Origin of the sequence: Stenotrophomonas sp. NPDC078853 (assembly GCF_044901215.1) — a bacterium.
Classification (GTDB): Bacteria; Pseudomonadota; Gammaproteobacteria; order Xanthomonadales; family Xanthomonadaceae; genus Stenotrophomonas; species Stenotrophomonas lacuserhaii.
Genome location: NZ_JBJDOQ010000004.1, coordinates 244,148 through 265,379, shown reverse-complemented (window position 1 = coordinate 265,379; position 21,232 = coordinate 244,148). Strand labels below are relative to the sequence as shown.

Genomic DNA, 21,232 nt, shown 5'->3' with positions numbered 1-21,232 from the left:
GGTTGGGGGCCCCTTTTTTTTTTTTGGGGGGGGGTTGGGGGGTGGGGGGGGGGTTTTTCGCCAATTCTTGGCCGCGAACCGAGGCCCGCATGGATGCGGCTTTTGCCGTCCCCCGCCCAGCCCCACCGCCCAGCCCACCCCAGTTGCCGCCCTAAAAGCCACCCGCGAGGGGGCCTCACCCGTTCGACCCTCACTCCGTAGGTGCAGCCACCGGCAAGGGGGACTGCATCGGCGCGGCCGCCGTCAGCTTCAACAGCGCCGCCCAGTCCTGCCGGTTGAAACTGCATTCCTCTTCGCGCCCCGGCGTGCACGTCGGCGCGATCCCGTCCGGCTCGGCGTCGCGCTTGGTCGGCAGTTCGATGCGGCCACTTCGGTCGAGCATCAGCATGCGCATCGCTACCGTGTTGAGGACGTTGCCGCCGATCAGGTACAGGGTGCGGTCGCCGCCCATGTTGGCCGACACCACGACCTCGCAATGCGACTTCCAGTGACCCACCGAGCCGTTGCCCAGCGCCTGCACCAGGCCGGTGTAGGTCAGGGTCTCCCGGCGGTCGCGCAGGAAGCACAGCAGGTCGCCGACGGCAGGCTTTTCCGCTGCCGGATCGGCAAGACGATAGGGCGATGCGCCGTTGTAGGCGGCACGGATGTAATCGATGTGGCGCGGGGAGGCGTTGAAGCCGGGAACCCCGGCGCGGACCATTACCCAGGAAATGAAGGCGGCCGACCAGGGGTTGTCGATCAGGAAGGCGCGGCAGTCGCTGTCGGTGTAGCGCGATCCCAACGGAGCGATACAGCTGCTGGCGCCGGGAATCGCGCCCATCGCATTCAAGGTGCCGCTGTCGCGCCAATAACCGGAGACCCGTCGCCAGGCAATCAGACCGTTGTCGGCGAGGTGCTCATTCTCCGCTTCGGCCACCGCCAGGCTGGCGGCGCGCCCTTCGCGGTCGATGAACGGACGAAACCACAGGCGGTGTTCGTTGCAGGCGGTCTGCCGGATCGACAGGGCCAACGGACTCAAGCCATAGGGCGGCGGCACATCGCAGGCTTCGGCCGCCGCGGCATCGGTGCTGACGCTGGACAGGCCGAGGGCGGAGAAAGGCAACAGGCAGGCAAGCAGCAACCGGCGCATGCGGTGCTCCGCAGAAGGGGGAGGGGCGCAGCGTCTCAGTGTGCACGTGAATAGCGGGTGCATCTGTCGGGTGACGTAGTGCCGACCTTGGTCGGCACGCTCCCCTCAGCCCGGTGGCGGGCCGAGCTTCAGCGACAGGTCGATGGCCTGCACGTGCTTGGTCAGGCCGCCGATGGAAATGCAGTCCACGCCGTCTTCGGCAATCGCGCGCAGGCCATCCAGACCAACGCTGCCGGAGACTTCCAGCGGAATGCGTCCGGCGGTGATGCGTACCGCTTCGCGGCGCAGCGCAGCGGGGAAGTCATCCAGCAGGATGCGATCACAGCCGGACAACAGTGCCTGCTGCAGCTGGTCAAGATCTTCCACTTCCACCACCAGCGGCAGCTGCGGCCACATCGTGCGCGCCGCATCCACCGCGGCCGGCAACGAGCCAGCGGCGCGGATGTGGTTTTCCTTCAGCATCACCGTGTCGTACAGGCCGATGCGGTGGTTGTCGCCGCCGCCACAGCGCACCGCGTACTTCTGCGCCAGGCGCAGGCCGGGCAGGGTTTTGCGCGTGTCCAGGATGCGGGTGCCGGTGCCGGCCACCGCGGCGACATGGCGCGCGGTGATCGTCGCGGTGCCCGACAGGGTCTGCAGGAAATTCAGCGAGGTGCGCTCGGCGCTGACCAGCGAGCGGTTGCGCCCGTGCAGCAGCGCCAGCACGGTGCCGGCGGCCACGGCCTGGCCTTCGCTGACCTGCCAGTCGATGCGCACCTGCGGATCCAGGGCCCGATGGGTAGCGTCGAACCAGGGGCGTCCGGCGATCACCGCGTCCTGCTTGCACAGCAGGTAGGCACTGTCGGCATGGTCGGGAAGCAGCGCGGCGGTGACATCCCCGCTGCCGATATCTTCGGCCAGCGCACGCGCCACGTCGGCGGCGACCTGCGCCGGATCCGGCGCGATCAACGCGCCCGCGGCGGCCGTGCTCATGCGGAAGGGAAGTCCGCGATCTGCGCGGTGGCGATGGCTTCTTCGGCCAGCAGCACCGGGATGCCATCGTCCAGGCGGAACACCTGCTTGCGGTCGCGGGTTACCAGCGCCTGCCGCAACGGCTGGGCCAGCGGATTGCCGTCGGCCTTGTTGACGGTACCGGCACCGATGGCGCGGTTGAGGGCTTCCAGGCCCTTGGCATCCAGCAGGGACAGGGGCTGGCGGGTGTCGGGCGATACCAGCAGGTCAAGCAGCTTGCGATCCATGGTTCTTCGTCTTGCGTGGAAGACGGCTAGAATACGTCTTTAAGGCAGGTGACGGCCAATGACCCCCAACCAATCCGCGCCGCTCGTCGGCATCGTCATGGGATCCCGCTCCGACTGGGAGACCATGCAGCACGCCGCCCAGAAGCTTGAAGCGCTGGGTGTTCCGTTCGAAGTGAAGGTGGTTTCGGCCCACCGCACCCCGGACGTGTTGTTCGACTACGCCGAACAGGCCGGTCCGCGCGGTCTGCGCGCGATCATTGCCGGTGCTGGTGGCGCCGCGCACCTGCCGGGCATGATCGCCGCCAAGACCGCCGTGCCGGTACTGGGCGTGCCGGTGCAGTCCAAGGCGCTGAACGGCATGGATTCGCTGTTGTCCATCGTGCAGATGCCGGCCGGCATCCCGGTCGCCACCTTCGCCATCGGCAATGCCGGTGCCTCCAACGCGGCGCTGTTCGCCGCGGCGATGCTGGCCAGTGACCAGCCGGCCATCGGCACGGCGCTGGAGACCTTCCGCGCACGCCAGACCGAAGAGGTCATGGCCCACGACGATCCGCGTCAATGAGCACGAAGACTGTTGGCATCCTGGGCGGCGGCCAGCTGGCCCGCATGATGGTCCTGGCCGGTGCGCCGATGGGCCTGCGCTTTGAACTGTTCGATCCGGCCGCCGATGCCTGTGGCGGACCGCTGGCGCCGCTGACCGTGGCCGCGTTCGATGACCGCCAGGCCTTGGCCGCGTTTGCCGCCAAGGTGGACGTGGTCACCTTCGATTTCGAGAACGTGCCGGCCGACAGCGCGCAGTGGCTGGCCGACCAGGTGCCGGTATATCCGCCGCCGTCGGCGCTGGCCGTGGCACAGGATCGGCTCAGCGAGAAGACGCTGTTCCAGCAGTTGGGCATTCCGCTGCCGCCGTTCGCCGACATCGCCAGCCGCGACCAGCTGGCCGAAAAGGTCGCCGCGTTCGGCTTGCCGTGCATTCTCAAGACCCGCCGACTGGGCTATGACGGCAAGGGCCAGTTCCGGCTGCGCACCGAAGCCGACATCGATGCGGCGTGGGACGCATTGGGCGCGCAGGTCGAAAGGACCGGCCTGATCCTGGAGGGTTTCGTGGCCTTCCAGCGCGAAGTCAGCGTGGTGGCCGTGCGCGGCCGCGATGGCAGCTTCCAGGCGTATCCGGTCACCGGCAACTGGCATGTCGATGGCGTGCTGTCGGCCAGCCTCGCGCCGGCCCGCTTGTCCGATGCCGAGCAGCAGGCGGCGATCGGCTATGCCCGTACCCTGGCCGAGCACCTGCAATACGTGGGCGTGTTCGCGCTGGAGCTGTTCTGCCGCGATGGCGAACTGCTGGCCAACGAGATGGCGCCGCGCGTGCACAATTCGGGTCACTGGACCATCGAAGGCAGCGAAACCTCGCAGTTTGAAAACCATCTTCGTGCGGTTTTGGGCCTGCCGCTGGGCGATACGCGCATGCTGGGGCATGCCTGCATGCTCAACTGGATCGGTGCGATGCCCGATGCGGCGCCGGTGCTGGCGCAGGCCAGTGGCCACTGGCATGACTACGGCAAGCAGCCGCGTGACGGGCGCAAGGTCGGCCATGCCACCCTGCGCGACGACGACGCGTCCGCGCTCGCCTCGGCATTGGAGCAGGTAGGCGAAGCGCTGGGTCGACAGGCCCAGGCAGCCCCGGCCGTCCAGGCCCTGCGCGCCTGACCGGTAGTGACGGCTGCTGGCCGTCATTGAATGGGTAGCGACGGCCGCTGGCCGTCATTCAACGGTGGGTGACGACCGTTGGTCGTCACGGCCTGGCGCTGCCTTCGGCGCTACCCTCAACCCGGCATCTGCTCTGCGGCGAATTCCCAGTTTACCGCCTTCCACCAGGCCTCCAGATAGCGCGCACGGTCGTTCTGGTAATCCAGGTAATACGCGTGTTCCCAGAGGTTGCAGGCCAGCAGTGGCACGCTGTGGCTGGTCAACGGCGTGGCGGCATTGCGGGTGACCACCACGGCCAAGCTGCCGTCCGGATGCAGTACCAGCCACGCCCAGCCCGCACCGAACAGGCCCAGCGCGGCGTCATTGAACGCCTTGCGCAGGCTGGCGGTGTCACCGAAGCAACGCTTCACCTGATCAGCCAAGCGCCCCACTGGATCCCCGCCACCGCGCGGCCGCAGGCTCTGCCATTGGAACTGCAGGTTCCAGGCCTGGGCGGCCGCTTCGAACAGCGCGCCCTGGCTTTCGCGCACGATCCGCTCCAGCGGCGCATCCTCCCATTCGGTGCCCACGATCCGCGCATTCACCTGATCCACGCAGCCGCGCTGGTGTTGCCCATGCTGCAGCGCCACCGACCGTTCGGACAGATGGGGTTGCAGGGCGCCGGGCGAGTAGGGAAGGTCGGTGAGTTCCATGGGCATGCGATGAAGGAAGGAAAGGAGGAGCGCCGGTGGCCGGTTCCATCGGCTTACAATGGCGACTACTGTGGGAAGTCTAGCCGACCGTCGCGGTCGGATTCGCCCATCCGGGAGGCAGTGTGGTTGTGGCAGTGATGCAGCAGATCCAGGCCGAAGTTGATCGTTACCCCCTCGTGCTGTTCATGAAGGGTACGCCGCAATACCCGATGTGTGGCTTTTCCAGCCGCGCGGTGCAGGCCCTGATGGCCGCCGGGGCGGTGTCCCTGCGCACCATCAACGTACTGGAAGAGCCGGAAATACGCGCCAACCTGCCGCGCTTTTCCAACCTGCCGACGTTCCCGCAGCTGTTCATGCACGGTGAGCTGATCGGGGGCTGCGACATCGTGATGGAACTGTTCGAAGCCGGCGAGCTCAAGCGCATCGTCGAAGAAGCCTCGGTTGCATGAGCCTGGCCGCGTCGCCTGACGCCGAAGCCGGCGCGCTCGAAGGCCGGGTGATCCTGGTGGTCGGTGCCGGTGGCGGGCTCGGCAGCGCCGCCGCGGTGGCCTGCGCGGCGGCCGGGGCCACGGTGATCCTGCTCGGGCGCAAGCCGCGCCGGCTTGATCGGGTCTACGCCCAGGTGCAACAAGCCGGACCGGATCCGCTGCTGTATCCGCTGGACCTGGAAGGCGCCACCCCGGACGATTTCGCCGAATTGGCCAGCCGCGTGCAGGCCGAACTCGGCCGCTTGGACGGCATCCTGGTCTGCGCTGCGGACTTCCCGGGTTTGACCCCGTTCGAGCTGGCTGAACCAGCTGCGTTCGCCCGTTCGCTGCACGTCACGCTGACCGCGCCCGCCCTGCTGGTACAGGCCTGCCTGCCACTGTTGAAGCAGCGGGACGATGCGGCGGTGGTGTTCTGCCTGGACGACCCGGCACGGGTGGGGGCCGCCTACTGGGGCGGCTACGGCGTGGCCCAGCATGGGCTGCGCGGGCTGCTGGCCAGCCTGCACGACGAGTTGAAGCAGGGACCGGTACGCATTGCCGGGCTGCAGCCGGCCCCGATGCGGACGGCGCTGCGCGCCCGCGCATGGTCATTGGACCAGGATGATGCGGCCGGCGGACCGGGGGCGGCTGCCGCCGCGGCGGTCGTCCTGCTATCGCCGCAGGGCTTGACGTGGCGAGGAAGCGTGAAGGCCGTCCGCCCCGAATAGGGTGTTTCGTGAGCTGAACCTTCGCGGGGAGTGAAGGAATCGTCACGATTGGGTTGCGATCAGGCCGCTTCTGTCGCACTACCGTCACATTCGGATCGTACCGTGTTAATCTATTGTTAACCGTTGCGGCAGCTGCCGTTCACGGTTGGGAACCCCAGATAACTGTCCGAGCAGCCGCCCGCAAGGCTGCCTGGATGCGCTTTTTTATCCGCCATCGCCAACTCCCATCGAGGCTACCCTAGATGAACCACACTCTCCGGACGTCCAAGCTCACCCTTGGCCTCTTGACCGTGCTTGCCGCCGCTCCTGCCTTTGCCCAGAGCACCTCTGCCGGTGTCGGCGGCCAGGTCGTCTCTTCCGCCGGTGCGCCTGTCGCTGGCGCTGAAGTCACCATCACCCACACCGAGTCCGGCACCGTTTCGCGTGCCACGACCGATGAAGCCGGCCGTTATTCGGCACGCGGCCTGCGCGTGGGTGGCCCGTACACCATTACGATCACCAAGCCTGGCGAAGGCACCAAGACGGAAAGCGGCGTCTACCTGAACCTCAACCAGGTCAATACGATCAATGCCAACCTGGCGGGTGACATGGTCGCCACCGATCTGAACACCGTTCAGGTTGTCGCCGTTGGCGGTGGCTCGGAAGTGTTCAGTTCTACCAAGATGGGCTCGGGCACCAACATCAATCGCGAGAGCCTGGACGCGTTGCCGTCGGCCAACCGCAATATCCAGGACTACATCCGACTGGATCCGCGTATTTCGCAGGTCAGCAAGGCTGACGGCGCGATCTCCGCCGGTGGTCAGAACACCCGTTTCAATGCGATCCGCATCGACGGCATCAATGCATCCGATCCGTTCGGCCTGGAGTCCAACAACCTGCCGACCGAGCGTCAGCCGGTGTCGATGGACGCTATCCAGGAAATCAACATCGACCTGGCCAACTACGACACGACGATCTCCGGCGGCACGGGCGCGGTAATCAACGCTGTGACCAAGTCGGGTACCAATAATTTCGACGGTACCGTCTATTACGCTTACCGTGACAAGGACATGGTGCGTGATCGTCTGGAAGGCGATAACACCGATTTCGCCGGGTTCAAGGACGAGAAGACCTACGGCATGACCTTCGGTGGTCCGCTGATCAAGGACAAACTGTTCTTCTTCACCAACTATGAAAAGTACGAGCGCAGCGCGCCGGGCATCGGCCTGGGTGACACGCCGTTCGGCACCGGCCAGATCACCGCCGCCGACATTGCGACCGTGCAGCAGCGCATGTCCGCTCTCGGCTATGACGCTGGCAGCCTGACCGCGCAGGACAGCAAGACCGAGATCGAAGAGTATGCGGTCAAGCTGGACTGGAATATCAGCGACAACCACCGTGCGGCCCTGCGCTACAACAAGATGGAGCAGGATGTGATGCGCTTCCCGGGCATCGCCAACAGCACCATCTCGCTCAGCAGCTACTGGTATTCGCAGCCGAAGACCTACGAAACCTGGATGGGTGAACTGTTCAGCGACTGGTCCGAGAACTTCTCGACCGAGTTCAAGGTGTCGCACAAGGACTACAGTGCCATCCGCGCCACCGCCAGCGACCTGCCGCAGATCCGCATCAACGGCTTCGGCACCAACAACAGCGCACTGCTGCTGGGCACCGAGCAGAACTCCCACGTCAACATCGTGGAGTCCAAGGAACTGAGCGCCTTCGGTGCAGGTACCTGGTACGTCGGCGATCACACCGTGAAGTTCGGCTTCGACTATTCCGACAACGACCTGATGAACTTCTACGGTCGTAACCTCAACGGTGTGTACGAGTTCTCGAACCTGCAGAACTTCCTCGCCGGGACCCCGAGCCGTTACCAGTTGCGCGCTCCGCGTCCAGATGGCAGCCGCGCCGATATCCCGGCCAGCTTCAACCTGAAGAATACCGGTCTGTTCGTGCAGGACAGCTGGGCTGTCAACTACAACCTGACGCTGATGTTCGGCGTCCGCGTGGACATGCCCGATTTCAGCGACCAGAAGCTGTACAACGCCAACATTGAAAACCGTTACGGCTACGACAACACCAAGCTGCCGGACAAGGCGCTCGTGCAGCCGCGCGTTGGCTTCAATTACACCTTCGACAGTGATCGTCCGACCCAGCTGCGCGGTGGCGTTGGCCTGTTTGGTGGCGCTGCCCCGAACGTGTGGCTGGCAGGCGCATACCAGAACACCGGTCTGAACTACATCGAATACGACCAGCGCAGCACCACGGCCAACCCGCAGACCGGCGTCTTTACCCCGGACATCAACAATCCGTACATTCCGGCCGGCGGCCCGACCGCTGCGCGTCAGAACGTGGATCTGATCGATGACGGCGTGCGTCTGCCTTCGGTGTACAAGGCCAACCTGGCCTTTGATCACGAGCTGCCGTGGTACGGCGTCGTGGCCTCGGCCGAGGTGCTCTTCACCAAGGTCAAGGACGGCATCTACTTCGAACGCCTCGATCTGGGCGCACCCACGGCAGTCGGCCCGGACGGCCGTGCAATCTACTGGAATGCTGCAGGTCGCAACCCGGCCAATGCGGGTCGTTTCGGCATCGAGGCAGGTACGAACAACGCGGGCAACCGTGCCAACCGTCCGAACGACATCGGCGATGTGCTGCTGATGAAGAACACCGACAAGGGCCACGGTGCACAGGCGACCTTCTCGCTCGCCAAGCCGCTGACCGAAAACTTCGGCTGGTCGCTGGGTTACACCTACACCAAGGCCACTGAAGTCAATCCGCTGACCAGCTCGCAGAACACCTCGAACTGGAACAACGCGATGATCTTCAACGCCAATGAGAACATTGATTACAACTCGCGCTATGCCATCAAGGATCGTGTGACCGGATCGCTGGAGTGGAAGCACAACTTCTTCGGTGACAACGCCACTCGCATCGGCATGTTCTACGAAGGTCGCTCGGGCCGCCCGTACAGCTACATCTTCTACAATGACGTGAACGGCGACAGCGCCACGACCAACGATCTGTTCTATGTGCCGGCGGGCCGTGGTGACGTTCTGTTCACCGGCGGCGCGGCGATGGAAGACGCGTTCTTCACGTGGCTGGAAGGCAACTCCGACCTTGCTGGCTATGCAGGCCAGGTCGTGCCGGCCAACCAGCATCGTGCGAAGTGGGTCAACAGCTTCGACGTGCGCATCAGCCAGGAGTTCCCGGGCTTCATGGACGGTCACAAGGGCGAGATCGCGCTTGACATCATGAACGTGGGTAACCTGCTCAACAAGAAGTGGGGTCTGATCGACGACTACGGCTTCTTCTCTACCCGTCGCATCGCCAACTACGCGGGTATTGATCCGGCCACCGGCAAGTATGTCTACAATTTCAACGGCTCCACGGACAACCCGCAGGTCCAGGAAAACAACAACGACAAGGGCAACACGGCTGTGTCGCGTTGGTCGATGCAGGTCACCCTGAAGTACAAGTTCTGATCTTCCCGGAACTGAAAGCGTAAAAAAAGGCGGCCGGGGAAACCCGGCCGTTTTCTTTTTCATGGGGGCAGCGCTACAGTCGGACACCTTGAGGAAGCGAAACGTTGGACATGACCACGACGATTGAAAAGCCGGCACGTACGCTGCCGGTGCAGGACGCGCGGATCTACCCGCGCGGTGGGCTGGATGTGCTGTCCCGGGCGGAAGTCGCGCGCCTGCGCGATGCCTCCGGTGGCGGCATGCACGAGCTGCTGCGGCGCTGCGCGCTGGCGGTGCTGACCAGTGGCAGCGCCTCGGACGACCCGCGCGCGGCGCGTGACCTGTACCCGGATTTCGACATCCAGGTTGCCCAGCAGGACCGCGGCGTGCGCATCGACCTGGCCAACGCGCCGGCGATGGCCTTCGTCGACGGCGAGATCATCCGTGGCGTGGCCGAGCTGCTGTTCGCGGTGGTCCGCGACCTGGCCTACATGGCCATCGAAATGGGCCCGGCCTATGCGGCCGAACTGGAATCTTCGGACGGCATCACCAATGCGGTGTTCGGGCTGCTGCGCAATGCGCGCATCCTCAACCCAGGTGACCCGAACCTGGTGGTCTGCTGGGGCGGCCACTCGATCGGTCGCGACGAATATCTGTACACCAAGCAGGTCGGCTACGAGCTGGGCCTGCGCGGGCTGGACATCTGCACCGGCTGCGGCCCGGGCGCGATGAAGGGCCCGATGAAGGGCGCCACCATCGCCCATGCCAAGCAGCGCAAGAGCGTGTCGCGCTACATCGGTCTGACCGAACCGGGCATCATCGCGGCCGAGTCGCCGAACCCGATCGTCAACCACCTGGTGATCATGCCGGACATCGAGAAGCGGCTTGAAGCGTTCGTGCGCATCGGCCACGGCATCATCGTGTTCGCCGGTGGCGTGGGCACGGCAGAAGAGATCCTGTACCTGCTGGGCATCCTGCTGCGCGAAGAGAACAAGGACCTGCCGTTCCCGCTGATCCTGACCGGCCCGACCGTGGCTGCGCCATATTTCGAGCAGATCGACCGCTTCATCCGCCTGACCCTGGGCGATGCGGCCGCCGAGCGCTACCAGATCATCATCGGCGACCCGTCGGCGGTCGCGCGCAAGATGACTGCAGGCATCAAGCAGGTGCGCGAACATCGGCTGGCGCAGAAGGATTCGTTCTTCTTCAACTGGTCCATCGACATCCCGTGGGAGTACCAGCAGCCGTTCGAACCCACGCATGAAGCGATGGCCGGACTGGACCTGCACCACGGCCGTGCCCCGCACGCCCTGGCGGCCGACCTGCGCCGCGCGTTCTCCGGCATCGTGGCCGGCAATGTGAAGGAAGACGGCATGCGCCGGATCGAGGAGTTTGGTCCGTTCCAGATCCATGGCGACGCCGACATGATGCAGGCGCTGGACGCGCTGCTGCGCGCCTTCGTCGACCAGCGCCGTATGAAGATCTCCGGCGAGTACAAGCCGTGCTACCAGGTGCTGGCCTGACGGTCGGGTAGTGACGGCCGCTGGCCGTCATCCCTTGCTGCTGCGCTCGCCGAGCATGGCTCGGCGCTACCGTGGATCCCGGTAGTGACGGCCGCTGGCCGTCAGCGTTGATCTGGTGGGTGACGACCGTTGGTCGTCACGCCTGTCGCCCTTGCGGCGCCGATCTTTTGACGCTTGTCGCCCCCGAATGACCGTTCGTCCTGCACCCCCTTGCGGGGCGTGCCGGGCTGCCTCATCGTGCCGACATCACGCTGGGGAGCGTCCCATGTCTTTACGCCTGTCCAAGGGCTTCACGCTGCTGGAACTGATGGTCACCGTCGCCGTGTTGGCGATCCTGTCGACCATCGCGTTCCCGAGCTTCCAGAGCACCATCCGTTCCAACCGCGTCGCGGCCACCGGCAACGAAATGACCGCTCTGTTGTCGCTGGCACGCAGTGAGGCGGTGCGCAACAAGCGCGGCGGTGGGGTCTGCGGCAGCGCCACGGGCACCTCGTGCGACAACAACTGGTCGCGCGGCATGCTGGCCTGGGCCGATGTGAACGGCGACGGCACCTACCAGGCTGGCGAAACCGTCCTGCGCTACATCCCGATCAAGACCGATTCCCTGACGGCGGGCGGGCCCAGCACTGCGGTCATCGCCTTCGACAATCGCGGCCGCCGCCGTGCCGCCGCCGCCCAGTCGCTGACCCTGCAGCCGACGGAGTGTGGCGGTGAGGCGCTTCGCCGCCGGCTGGATATCAACGCCGCCGGACAGATCAATTCCATCAAGGGCGCCTGCCAATGAGTCGTCGTCTTCCTTCCTTCGCACGCGCCCAGCGTGGCTTCAGCATGATCGAGGTGCTGGTCGCAGTACTGATCCTCGCCTTCGGCCTGCTCGGTTTCGCCATGCTGCAGACCATGAGCGTGCGCTTCGTGCAGAGTTCGAACTACCGCACCCAGGCCACCAACCTGGCCTATGACCTGCTCGACCAGATGCGCAGCAACCGCTACCAGGCAGGCTGGTATACCAATGCAGCGTTCGCCGCCGGCACCGTCCAGGCGTCCAGTTGCACGCGCAACCTGGGCACCGCGGTGACCCTCAACAACAACATCACCCGCTGGCAGTGCCAGGTGGTCCAGGCCCTCGGCGAAGGCGCCAGTGCGACGGTAGTCAACGCCAACGGCCAGGTCACCGTGGGCATCGCCTGGGGCGACCAGCGCTGGGATCCTGCAAATCCTGACGGGCGGACCACCTTCACCCTGGTGTCGCAGCTGTGAGGCGCGCAGTCTCTGCCGCGCGTCGCCAGGCCGGTCTGTCGCTGATCGAGCTGATGATCGCCATGGTCATCGGCCTGGTGCTGATGCTGGGCGTGATCCAGATCTTCGCCGCATCGCGTGCCGCATCGCGGTTGGCTGAAGGCAACGCCCGTGCGCAGGAAAACGGTCGTTTCGCGATCGAATTCCTGCAGCGTGACATTCGCATGGCCGGTCACTTCGGCTGCGTGAACGACCAGGCCCATTTCGTGAAGGGCGAGGGCGACCCGGTGGTCAACATCGCGGCGACCAGCGGCTCCGGCCATCCGCTGGATTTCACAGTCAGCATCCAGGGCTATGAAGCGCCAAGCACTGCGCCAGGCGGCCAGCTGACCCTGGGCGACACCTGGGCGGGCCCGGCCGGGCTGCCGGCCGCGATCGCCGCGCTGAATCCGCGTGGCGGCAGCGACATTCTGGTGCTTCGCTATCTCGCCGCCGAAGGCGTGCCGGTCACCGCCTTGACCGCCAACACCGACAGCGTGGTGGGCTTCGATGCCACTGCCGGCGCGCGGTTCAACGAGGGCGGCGTAGGCACGCCCAATCTGTTCGGCGTTGCGGACTGCAGCCACGCCAATGTGTTCAGGGGCACCTACACGGCGGGCAGCGTCACGGCCCTGGGATCCAACCTCAACCGCTTCACCGTGCAGCCGACCGGCCAGACGATGATCTACCGCGCCGAATCGGTGGTGTATTACGTTGGCACGTCGGGGTCTGGCGAGCCTGCATTGATGCGTGCGCGGGCCGACGGAAACAACGGCTATGGCTTGAGGGAAGAACTGGTGGAAGGCATCGAAAGCCTGCAGCTGCTGTTCGGCCTCGACAGCACCACCGAGATGAGCTCCACCACGCCGCCGGCCGGCAACATCACCACCCAGGCGGTCGCCAGCGGCGTCACCAGCGATGCAAATGCCACTGGTGCCGCGCAGTGGCGTCGCGTCGGACAGGTCCAGGTGGGCGTGCTGGCCCGCAGCCCGGCGCGTTCGCAGGCCGAAGCGCCCACGGACGCGGTCACCTATCCGCGCGCGCTCGGCGTCGGCTTCGCGCCGGCCACGGCCAGCGACGGCCGCTACCGCACCACCTATGAATCCACGATTGCCCTGCGCAACCGACTGTTCGGGAACTGACGCCATGAATGCTCCTGCCCGCCTGCGACCCATGCCCCGCAACCAGCGCGGCGCCGTGTTGTACGTCGCGCTGATCATGCTGATCCTGCTGGCGCTGATCGGCATCGCCGGCATGCAGGTTGCCGGCATGCAGGAAAAAATGGCGGCCAATTACCGCGCCACCAACGTCGCCTTCCAGAATGCCGAAGGCGTCACCCGGCGTAGCGAAAACGCGTTGGAAGCGATCGCCAACCGCACCGCCGCGCCGGCCAATGCGCCGCTGGTGGATACCGATATCCAGCAGAACTGTGACGTCGCTTTCGATCCGGTCAGCTGGGGGCGTGGGCGCCCGTTGACCACCGCCCAGGCGGTCAACGTACGACGCATCGACGCCTGCATCATCGGTGGCGGCTCGCTGGCGATGGGCGATGCGCTCGACCCGGTCACGCCGGTCTACCAGATCACCACCTTTGCCACCGATACCGCGACGGATTCCTCGTCCACGGCCTCGGTCGACACCGTCTTCAAGCTCTGAGGCCACCGGCATGACACGTCGTACTTTCCGGATCGCTGCTGCGTCCGCTGCTGTCGTGCTGGGCGCGGGCGCCTATTTCGCCTACAGCCTGTTCGCCGCGCAGGGGCAGGGTGCCCTGGCGCAGGCTCCATTGAACAACACCACCTCGATCCAGCCGGCTTTCATCATGGCGGTCGATGACTCGAACTCGATGACCTTCGAGCGTATCTTCCAGGGCGGCGATGGACGCATGCAGTGGAACGGCAGCAGCTTCTTCCGTTCGGCCGGCGTGTTCTACGACGTGGGCGAGGGCTGCGCGAACAACTCGGTCGACTGCTATCTGTACCTGTTCCCGCACGCGTCGTTCAATACCTCTTACACCCCGGGTCGCGCCATTCCGCCGATCGATGAGTTCGGTTTTGCGCGATCTCCCGCGTACAACGCGAGTTACTACAACCCGAACGTGAAGTACGACCCGTGGAGCCTTCCGGAGCCGCCGGCTGCGGGTATTCCGGCGCTCTGGCCTGACGCCGCGTTCGACAGGGCCCGCGCCGACCCGCGTAATCCCTCGGTTTACGGTACTGATTTCAGCAACGACTACAACACGATCTACAACCTTGCATATCGCGAGGTCAACGGCGAGTCGTTCCAGTTCATGACCGGGATGACGATCCCTTCCGGGACGCGCTACCGTTCCAATGCGCGTAGCTGCAACTCCGGCACGAACGGTCTTCCCAGCACCGGCAACGCCTGGACGACGCTGTCCTCGGACGTGCTGGTGCGGGCCAACTGCACGGTGCAGATGGCCTACGTGCCGGCGACTTTCTACCTGCCCGCAGCTGCGCCGGCCCCGGCCGGCTACAAGACCGCCGATGCCAACCGCCCGGTGATCGCCAATGCCTGCGGTCCTGGCTGCAACATGCGGCGCTACCAGATCCTGCCGGACAACTATTCCGACGCCACCGCGCGGGTGGCGGCGCAGGTCAATTTCGCGAACTGGTTCCAGTATCACCGCAACCGCATCCTGTCGATGGTGGGCTCGTCCTCGCACGCGATGGCTGGCGTGGAGAACATGCGGGTCGGCTATTTCACGATCAATAATCGCGTCAACGTGACCATGCATGACGTGTCCACCCAGCGTGCGAACCTGTTCAACCAGATCTACGGCCTGAACCCCAGCGGCGGTACGCCGAACCGCCAGGCGGCGGCCTTCCTGGGTGAACAGTTCCGCCGCACCGACGCCGGTGCGCCGGTCGTGCGCGCGTGCCAGCGCAATGGCGGCATGCTGTTCACCGATGGCTATACCAACAGCGGCAACTCCGCCGGTGGCTATGGCAATGCCGATAGCGCCGGCGGCACACATTTCCCCGGCGCGCCGTTTGCCGACAATTACAGCAATACCATCGCCGACATCGCGGCTTCGTACTATGGCGGCGCTTCGACGCCCCTGCGTACCGGCGCCAGCTTCCAGACCGGACTGGTGCCGGTGCCGGAAGAGTGCTCGACGCTGAGCCCATCGTCTGCCCAATGGAAGCGGCTGGACTGCCAAGCCAACCTGCACATGAACTTCTACGGCGTGACGCTGGGTGCGCAGGGGCTCATCTATGAAGTGAATCAGGCAGCAACCGATGATCCCTATGCCAACCCGCCGAACTGGAACGCCGGTGGCGATCCGCTCTCGGGCGACGATGGCCGGGTGATCGACGAGTTGTGGCATGCCGCGATCAATTCGCGCGGCGAGTTCATCAATGCCAAGACGCCGGGCGACGTCACCGACGCGATGCGTCGCGTGCTCGAGGCCGTCGGCGCTGCGGCATCGCCGTCGGGCACGCTGGCCACCAGCGGTGCGCGCATTGGCGCCGGCTCGCTGACGGTTTCGCCGGAATACAGCGTGCAGAAAAACGGTACCGACTGGTTCAGCCGCCTGACGGCTGCCCGCGTGACCGTCAACGCGGCGCGCGAAGCGCAGTTCACGCCGATCTGGGAGGCCAGTGCGCAGCTGCCTGCCGCCGCAGCGCGCAACGTGTACTTCAATGATGGCAGCAGCGTGCGCAAGTTCGGCCCGACCACGGTGACGTTGGCCGGGCTGTGCGGCCTGTCCAGCTCGTTGTATCCGGGCCAGGCGATCTGCACGACCGGCGGGCTGACCGGACTCGGCGCGACGCCCACCATCGCCGCCAACTACCTGCTGGGTGATACCGCCAACGAAGTCCGTCGCAATGGCAAGCTTCGCGATCGCACCAACGCGCTGGGCGACATCATCAATTCCACGCCGGTCATCAGCGCCCCGACCGACGATTTCGGTTACCGCGCGCTGGGCGGCACCCTGGCCAGCAGCTACACCGCGTACTTGAACAGCAAGCGCACCAGCAAGCGTTTCATGGTGTATGCCGGCGCCAACGACGGCATGCTGCACGCCTTCGATGGCGGCATGGACGGTACGGGTGCGGTCAGCGGTAACGGCGGACGTGAAACGTTCGGCTACATCCCGGCTACCTCGTACGGTCACATGGGCAACCTGCTGATTCCCTACGATCCGGCCAAGGTGAATGCCCAGCAGTTCTCCCACCGCTACTTCGTGGATGGTCCGCTCACCGTTGCAGATACCTACTACAACGATACCTGGAATACGACGCTGGTCGGCAGCACCGGCGCGGGTGGTCGGGGCGTGTTCGCGCTGGATGTGACCACGCCGGGCAGCTTCACTGCCACCAACCGGCTGTGGGAAATCAATGACCTGAGCGGTGCCGATGCAGTCAAGGCCAACATCGGCCACGTCCTCGGCAAGCCGGTGATCGTACCGGTGCGCACCCTGAATGGTGGCGTCAGTTGGAAGGCCATCTTCGGCAACGGCTATTCCAGCAGCAGCGGCAAGGCCGTGCTGTTCGTGGTGGATATCGGTAACGCGGCTACGCCGACGATCCGCATGATCGAAGCCACCGAGAGCAACTCGGGCATCGCAGGCAGCAATGGCCTGGGCAACATCATCGTGCTCGACCGGCTGGATACGGCCAACATCAATGCGTCCACCGGCTTGCCGGCCAGGGTACGGGACGGCTATGCCGACACCGTCTATGCGGCCGACCTGAAGGGTGCGGTGTGGAAGTTCGACCTGCTGTCCACGGCCAATTCGGTCACCGTGCCGGTGTTCACCACCAGCACCTTCGTGCAGAGCGGGGCGACGTATCGCCAGCCGATCACCGGCGGCCTGCAGGCATCGGCCGGTGAAAGTGGTGGCGTGCTGGTGATGTTCGGTACCGGCAGCTTCTCCTTCAATGACGACACGCTGCCGATTTCCTCGACGCAGATCCAGAGTCTGTATGGTTTCAACGACACCTCCAATGCGGCCGTCACCAGCACCCTGACGCGCACCAGCCTGACCCCGTATACGGTGGCTGCCGGGACCGGTGGGCGGACATTGAGCCGCGGTACCGCGCCCACCAGCGCGCGCGGCTGGTACATCGACCTGCCTGCCGGTGAGCGCGCGGTGGGTTATCCCGAGCTGGCGTCCGGCATCCTGTTCATCCCGACCTACACCCCGGACTCGATCACCTCCGGTTGTACCGCAGGCGGTGGCAACAACCTGTTCGGGCTCAATCCGCGCACCGGTGGCGGTGCCTTGTCCGGCGTGCGCATGGGCTCGATCAGCGGTGCCACCGCAGTCGCGGGAACCGCCAGCATGGCGTTGGCCACGGGAGGTACCGCGCCGGTCAAGGACGTCGGTGTCTCCGTGGTGCCGCGCCTGCAGCCGCCGGCCAACCCCGGTGGTGGAGCGCCCGCGCCGACCCCACCGGGTGGCTCGGGCTGCTGGATGGTGGTCAACGTAGCGGGCGCTCCGCCGATGTATGTTCCGTATCCCTGCGGTCGCCAGTCCTGGCGCCAGATCCAGTAATGGAGAATCCCCTGATGTCCTCTCTGGTTTCCCTGCGTGCCGTCCACCAGCATGGCCTGCGGTCGCGCGCGCGCGGCTTCACCCTGATCGAACTGATGGTGGTGGTGGCCGTGGTCGCCATCCTGGCCGCCATCGCCTATCCGTCCTACGTGGAGCAGGTGCGCAAGTCGCGGCGGGCGCAGGCCAAGGCCGATCTGGTCGAGTACGCGCAGTTGGCCGAGCGCTCGCATACGACCAACAACACCTATGCGAACTTCCGCTTCAGCAATGGGGCGACAACGTTCCAGTCACCGCGTGAAGGCGGCACCGCGCGCTATACGATCACCTTCCAGGGCGGGCAGGGCACGTTCACGCTGACCGCGACGCCGCAGGGACCCCAAGCGCAGGACAAGTGCGGCACCCTGTCGGTCAACCAGGCCAATGTGAAAACGCCCTCCGCGGCGACCTTGCCGGAGTGCTGGTGATCGTTCGCGACGGGCTTGCGCGGCGCGTAATCTCACCGTAGAATGCGCCTCCCCGCCCGAATAGCTCAGCCGGTTAGAGCACTTGACTGTTAATCAGGGGGTCGTTGGTTCGAGTCCAACTTCGGGCGCCAGATTCAGTAGAAAGCCGCGATCATGTCGCGGCTTTCTGCGTTTTCGATCAGTCGGCGCAGCCATCGCTCTTGCGAGTGACCCGGCTGCGTACCCGCCCCGGTACGCTGACGACGACTTCGCTGTGCAGGCGGTCGCCGATATGGATGCAGATGGTCTGGGCAACGCCCGCATTGCGTCCGTCAGCACGGAACTGCATGCGTTTTCGCCACAGGCTGGTCCGGGCGCTGACTGTGGAAGGGGCCCTTTGTTCCACCAGCAGGACGCCCTTCGGGGCCTTGCCCGGGCGCAATGGCGTGTGCGGGGCGGGATACACCAACCAGCCCCTGGCCCAGTCACGGCCGCAGGTGATGCCATCGCTGCTCGGGCACGCTTCGATGCGCTGGCGGCGGGTGAGGGCGGTACTGCGAACGGTCGACAGCATCGCATGCAGCTGCATGCGCAGACTGTCTGCGCGTACCCGCGCCAGGGTCCGTTGGAAGGAGGGCAGGGCGGTGGCTGCCAGGGTGGCGGCCAGCGCCAGCGCCATGCACAGTTCAGCCAGGCCGTAGCCGCGGGAACAAGGTGCAGGCAGGGTTGGATGTGGCATGCAGAGGTCCTCCGTGCCTGCATGGTCCGCCTTGTCCCGGCACCGGTCCGTCGCCAGAGCCGTCAACCGCAGGTAGCCGATTCCCTCAACCTGCCGTCACCGGCCTGCCCGCTATAATTGTTCCCCCCGGGACCTGGCAGCACCATGAGCGACCGTTTCCAACTCGTATCGCCGTATTCGCCCGCAGGCGACCAGCCCAACGCGATCGAGAAGCTGAGCAGCAATTTCGAAGCCGGTGTGGCCAAGCAGACCCTGCTCGGCGTGACCGGCTCGGGCAAGACCTACACCATCGCCAACGTCATCGACCGCATCCAGAAACCGACGCTGATCATGGCGCCGAACAAGACGCTGGCCGCGCAGTTGTACGGTGAGTTCAAGGCATTCTTCCCGCACAATGCGGTCGAGTATTTCGTCAGCTACTACGATTACTACCAGCCCGAAGCCTATGTGCCGTCCTCGGACACCTTCATCGAGAAGGACAGTTCGATCAACGAACACATCGAGCAGATGCGCCTGGCCGCCACCAAGACCCTGCTGTCGCGACCGGATGCGCTGGTGGTGGCCACCGTATCGGCGATCTATGGCCTCGGCGCGCCGGAAGACTACCTGTCGCTGCGGCTGATCCTGTCCAAGGGCGAGCGCATCGACCAGCGCGACCTGATCAACCACCTGACCCAGCTGCAGTACACCCGCAACGAGTATGAACTGCATCGCGGCACGTTCCGCGTGCGTGGCGAAGTGATCGACGTGTTCCCCGCTGAATCGGACAGCGAAGCGCTGCGCATCGAACTGTTCGACGGTGAAGTGGAGAAGATCACCCTGTTCGATCCGCTCACCGGCGAAACGCTGCGCAACATGATGCGCTTCACTGTCTACCCGAAAACCCACTACGCCACCACCCGCGAGCGCGTGCTGGCGGCGGTGGAAACCATCAAGGTGGAGCTGAAGGAGCGGCTCGAGCAGCTGTATGCGGAAAACAAGCTGGTGGAGGCGCAGCGCCTGGCCCAGCGCACCCAGTTCGACATCGAGATGATGGCCGAGGTGGGCTTCTGCAACGGCATCGAAAACTACTCGCGCCACCTGACCGGCAAGCCGGCCGGTTCGCCGCCGCCGACCCTGTTCGACTACCTGCCGCCGGATGCGCTGCTGGTGATCGATGAATCGCACGTCACCATTCCGCAGATCGGCGCGATGTACAAGGGCGACCGTTCGCGCAAGGAAACACTGGTGGAGTTCGGCTTCCGGCTGCCGTCGGCGCTGGACAACCGGCCGCTGCGTTTCGAGGAATGGGAACAGCGATGCCCGCGCGCCATCTACGTGTCGGCGACGCCGGGTCCGTATGAGTACCGCGAAGCCGGCGAAGACATGGCCGAGCTGGTGGTGCGCCCCACCGGGCTGATCGATCCGGTGGTGGAGATCCGCCCGGTCGGCACCCAGGTCGACGACCTGATGAGCGAGGCCAACGAACGCATCAAGATGGGCGACCGCGTGCTGGTCACCACCTTGACCAAGCGCATGGCCGAGAACCTCACCGAGTACCTGAGCGAGCACGGCATCCGCGTGCGCTACCTGCACTCGGACATCGACACGGTGGAGCGCGTGGAGATCATCCGCGACCTTCGCCTGGGCAAGTTCGACGTGCTGGTGGGCATCAACCTGCTGCGCGAAGGCCTGGACATGCCCGAGGTCTCGCTGGTGGCGATCCTGGACGCGGACAAGGAAGGTTTCCTGCGCTCCACCGGCTCACTGATCCAGACCATCGGCCGTGCGGCGCGCAACGTGCGCGGCAAGGCGATTCTGTATGCCGACCGGATGACGAAGTCGATGCAGGCGGCCATCGATGAGACCGACCGCCGCCGCGCCAAGCAGGTGGAATACAACGAAGAGCACGGCATTGTGCCCAAGTCGGTCGCCCGCCCGATCGTCGATGTGCTGGAAGGCGCACGTTCGGAGGCGTATGACCGGGCCTCGCGCAAGGGCAAGGGCAAAGGGAAGATCGGCGCGGTCGAGATCGCCGAGGAGGGCGCCGATTACGCGACGCTGTCGCCGTCCCAGGTCGCCACCCGGCTCAAGTCGCTGGAACAGCGGATGTACCAGCACGCCAAGGACCTGGAGTTCGAAGAGGCCGGGCGCGTGCGCGACCTGATCAAGCGCTTGAAAGAGGCCAGCCTGGGCTGATCGGGGCATCGGCAGCGCCGCGCCATGCTCGGCGAAAATCCCCGAAACCACGCGCCGCCCTCGCTTTCGAAGATTTCTTCACAAAAGTGTTGCACAACCCCGGTTTCCTCCGTAATATACGCGGCCTGCCCCGACGCAAT

18 protein-coding genes and 1 tRNA gene are annotated in these 21,232 nt (G+C 65.3%); 14 read left to right on the top strand and 5 right to left on the bottom strand.

Annotated elements, in window-relative coordinates; genetic code table 11:
* Positions 1–190: 190 nt before the first annotated feature.
* The 3 genes from ACI2JH_RS06975 to ACI2JH_RS06965 all read right to left on the bottom strand — a co-directional run bounded on the left by ACI2JH_RS06975 (position 191) and on the right by ACI2JH_RS06965 (position 2,367).
* On the bottom strand, positions 191–1,129 hold the full coding sequence (locus tag ACI2JH_RS06975; RefSeq protein WP_404735780.1) for a DUF2272 domain-containing protein: 939 nt from the start codon (positions 1,127–1,129) through the stop codon (positions 191–193).
* A 105-nt stretch (positions 1,130–1,234) separates the two neighbouring features.
* Positions 1,235–2,101, bottom strand: coding sequence for a carboxylating nicotinate-nucleotide diphosphorylase (nadC, locus tag ACI2JH_RS06970; RefSeq protein ID WP_101100022.1), 867 nt, complete (start codon positions 2,099–2,101; stop codon positions 1,235–1,237).
* Positions 2,098–2,367, bottom strand: a complete 270-nt coding sequence (locus ACI2JH_RS06965) for a Trm112 family protein (protein WP_042614172.1) — start codon at positions 2,365–2,367, stop codon at positions 2,098–2,100. The genes nadC and ACI2JH_RS06965 overlap by 4 nt, the downstream gene beginning before the upstream one ends.
* Before the next feature lie 58 nt (positions 2,368–2,425).
* Between ACI2JH_RS06965 and purE the strand changes: the two genes are divergently transcribed.
* Positions 2,426–2,929: a 5-(carboxyamino)imidazole ribonucleotide mutase gene (gene purE / locus ACI2JH_RS06960; protein WP_101100023.1), complete on the top strand. Its 504-nt coding sequence runs from the start codon at positions 2,426–2,428 to the stop codon at positions 2,927–2,929.
* Entirely contained in the window at positions 2,926–4,074 is a 1,149-nt protein-coding gene (locus ACI2JH_RS06955; RefSeq protein ID WP_101100024.1) for a 5-(carboxyamino)imidazole ribonucleotide synthase, read from the top strand. The genes purE and ACI2JH_RS06955 overlap by 4 nt, the downstream gene beginning before the upstream one ends.
* 116 nt (positions 4,075–4,190) lie before the next feature.
* Here ACI2JH_RS06955 and ACI2JH_RS06950 read toward each other — a convergent pair whose 3' ends face one another.
* Positions 4,191–4,772 carry a superoxide dismutase gene (locus tag ACI2JH_RS06950; RefSeq protein WP_101100125.1) on the bottom strand — a complete coding sequence of 194 codons (582 nt, stop codon included), beginning with the start codon at positions 4,770–4,772 and terminating at the stop codon, positions 4,191–4,193.
* A 122-nt stretch (positions 4,773–4,894) separates the two neighbouring features.
* On the opposite strand from ACI2JH_RS06950, the gene grxD reads away from it, so the two are divergent.
* The 11 genes from grxD (at position 4,895) to ACI2JH_RS06895 (ending at position 18,327) form a co-directional block, all read left to right on the top strand.
* On the top strand, positions 4,895–5,215 hold the full coding sequence (gene grxD / locus ACI2JH_RS06945; RefSeq protein ID WP_042614176.1) for a Grx4 family monothiol glutaredoxin: 321 nt from the start codon (positions 4,895–4,897) through the stop codon (positions 5,213–5,215).
* Positions 5,212–5,961 carry an SDR family NAD(P)-dependent oxidoreductase gene (locus tag ACI2JH_RS06940; RefSeq protein ID WP_404735779.1) on the top strand — a complete coding sequence of 250 codons (750 nt, stop codon included), beginning with the start codon at positions 5,212–5,214 and terminating at the stop codon, positions 5,959–5,961. The genes grxD and ACI2JH_RS06940 overlap by 4 nt, the downstream gene beginning before the upstream one ends.
* 242 nt (positions 5,962–6,203) lie before the next feature.
* Positions 6,204–9,428 carry a carboxypeptidase regulatory-like domain-containing protein gene (locus ACI2JH_RS06935; protein WP_404735778.1) on the top strand — a complete coding sequence of 1,075 codons (3,225 nt, stop codon included), beginning with the start codon at positions 6,204–6,206 and terminating at the stop codon, positions 9,426–9,428.
* Between the two features lie 110 nt (positions 9,429–9,538).
* Complete coding sequence (gene ppnN, locus ACI2JH_RS06930) at positions 9,539–10,930, top strand: nucleotide 5'-monophosphate nucleosidase PpnN (protein WP_372487391.1); 1,392 nt, start codon at positions 9,539–9,541, stop codon at positions 10,928–10,930.
* Positions 10,931–11,195: 265 nt separating this feature from the next.
* Positions 11,196–11,714 (top strand): GspH/FimT family pseudopilin, encoded by a 519-nt coding sequence (locus tag ACI2JH_RS06925; protein WP_101100028.1) that lies wholly within the window; start codon positions 11,196–11,198, stop codon positions 11,712–11,714.
* The gene (gene pilV, locus ACI2JH_RS06920) at positions 11,711–12,187 is read left to right on the top strand and encodes a type IV pilus modification protein PilV (RefSeq protein ID WP_042614181.1); all 477 of its coding nucleotides are present in this window, start codon (positions 11,711–11,713) and stop codon (positions 12,185–12,187) included. Before ACI2JH_RS06925 ends, pilV begins: the two co-directional genes overlap by 4 nt.
* Positions 12,184–13,347: a PilW family protein gene (locus tag ACI2JH_RS06915; protein WP_404735777.1), complete on the top strand. Its 1,164-nt coding sequence runs from the start codon at positions 12,184–12,186 to the stop codon at positions 13,345–13,347. Before pilV ends, ACI2JH_RS06915 begins: the two co-directional genes overlap by 4 nt.
* A gap of 4 nt (positions 13,348–13,351) precedes the next feature.
* Complete coding sequence (locus ACI2JH_RS06910) at positions 13,352–13,861, top strand: PilX N-terminal domain-containing pilus assembly protein (RefSeq protein WP_042614182.1); 510 nt, start codon at positions 13,352–13,354, stop codon at positions 13,859–13,861.
* A gap of 10 nt (positions 13,862–13,871) precedes the next feature.
* Entirely contained in the window at positions 13,872–17,732 is a 3,861-nt protein-coding gene (locus ACI2JH_RS06905; RefSeq protein WP_182655461.1) for a pilus assembly protein, read from the top strand.
* Positions 17,733–17,746: 14 nt separating this feature from the next.
* Positions 17,747–18,196: a type IV pilin protein gene (locus ACI2JH_RS06900; protein ID WP_101100126.1), complete on the top strand. Its 450-nt coding sequence runs from the start codon at positions 17,747–17,749 to the stop codon at positions 18,194–18,196.
* Positions 18,197–18,250: 54 nt separating this feature from the next.
* Positions 18,251–18,327, top strand: a tRNA-Asn gene (locus ACI2JH_RS06895).
* Positions 18,328–18,374: 47 nt separating this feature from the next.
* Here ACI2JH_RS06895 and ACI2JH_RS06890 read toward each other — a convergent pair.
* The gene (locus ACI2JH_RS06890; RefSeq protein WP_404735776.1) at positions 18,375–18,914 is read right to left on the bottom strand and encodes a GspH/FimT family protein; all 540 of its coding nucleotides are present in this window, start codon (positions 18,912–18,914) and stop codon (positions 18,375–18,377) included.
* Positions 18,915–19,058: 144 nt separating this feature from the next.
* On the opposite strand from ACI2JH_RS06890, the gene uvrB reads away from it, so the two are divergent.
* On the top strand, positions 19,059–21,092 hold the full coding sequence (uvrB, locus tag ACI2JH_RS06885; protein WP_101100031.1) for an excinuclease ABC subunit UvrB: 2,034 nt from the start codon (positions 19,059–19,061) through the stop codon (positions 21,090–21,092).
* Positions 21,093–21,232 lie beyond the last annotated feature (140 nt).

Excerpts from the sequence above, each read along its gene's own strand:
- ACI2JH_RS06935 (WP_404735778.1), top strand. The coding sequence starts at position 6,204 with ATGAACCACACTCTCCGGACGTCCAAGCTCACCCTTGGCCTCTTGACC.
- ACI2JH_RS06900 (WP_101100126.1), top strand. The coding sequence starts at position 17,747 with ATGTCCTCTCTGGTTTCCCTGCGTGCCGTCCACCAGCATGGCCTGCGG.
- uvrB (WP_101100031.1), top strand. The coding sequence starts at position 19,059 with ATGAGCGACCGTTTCCAACTCGTATCGCCGTATTCGCCCGCAGGCGAC.
- ACI2JH_RS06905 (WP_182655461.1), top strand. The coding sequence starts at position 13,872 with ATGACACGTCGTACTTTCCGGATCGCTGCTGCGTCCGCTGCTGTCGTG.
- ACI2JH_RS06910 (WP_042614182.1), top strand. The coding sequence starts at position 13,352 with ATGAATGCTCCTGCCCGCCTGCGACCCATGCCCCGCAACCAGCGCGGC.
- ACI2JH_RS06940 (WP_404735779.1), top strand. The coding sequence starts at position 5,212 with ATGAGCCTGGCCGCGTCGCCTGACGCCGAAGCCGGCGCGCTCGAAGGC.
- ACI2JH_RS06925 (WP_101100028.1), top strand. The coding sequence starts at position 11,196 with ATGTCTTTACGCCTGTCCAAGGGCTTCACGCTGCTGGAACTGATGGTC.
- pilV (WP_042614181.1), top strand. The coding sequence starts at position 11,711 with ATGAGTCGTCGTCTTCCTTCCTTCGCACGCGCCCAGCGTGGCTTCAGC.
- ACI2JH_RS06955 (WP_101100024.1), top strand. The coding sequence starts at position 2,926 with ATGAGCACGAAGACTGTTGGCATCCTGGGCGGCGGCCAGCTGGCCCGC.
- ACI2JH_RS06950 (WP_101100125.1), bottom strand. The coding sequence starts at position 4,772 with ATGCCCATGGAACTCACCGACCTTCCCTACTCGCCCGGCGCCCTGCAA.
- purE (WP_101100023.1), top strand. The coding sequence starts at position 2,426 with ATGACCCCCAACCAATCCGCGCCGCTCGTCGGCATCGTCATGGGATCC.
- nadC (WP_101100022.1), bottom strand. The coding sequence starts at position 2,101 with ATGAGCACGGCCGCCGCGGGCGCGTTGATCGCGCCGGATCCGGCGCAG.
- ACI2JH_RS06975 (WP_404735780.1), bottom strand. The coding sequence starts at position 1,129 with ATGCGCCGGTTGCTGCTTGCCTGCCTGTTGCCTTTCTCCGCCCTCGGC.
- ACI2JH_RS06965 (WP_042614172.1), bottom strand. The coding sequence starts at position 2,367 with ATGGATCGCAAGCTGCTTGACCTGCTGGTATCGCCCGACACCCGCCAG.
- ACI2JH_RS06890 (WP_404735776.1), bottom strand. The coding sequence starts at position 18,914 with ATGCCACATCCAACCCTGCCTGCACCTTGTTCCCGCGGCTACGGCCTG.
- ppnN (WP_372487391.1), top strand. The coding sequence starts at position 9,539 with ATGACCACGACGATTGAAAAGCCGGCACGTACGCTGCCGGTGCAGGAC.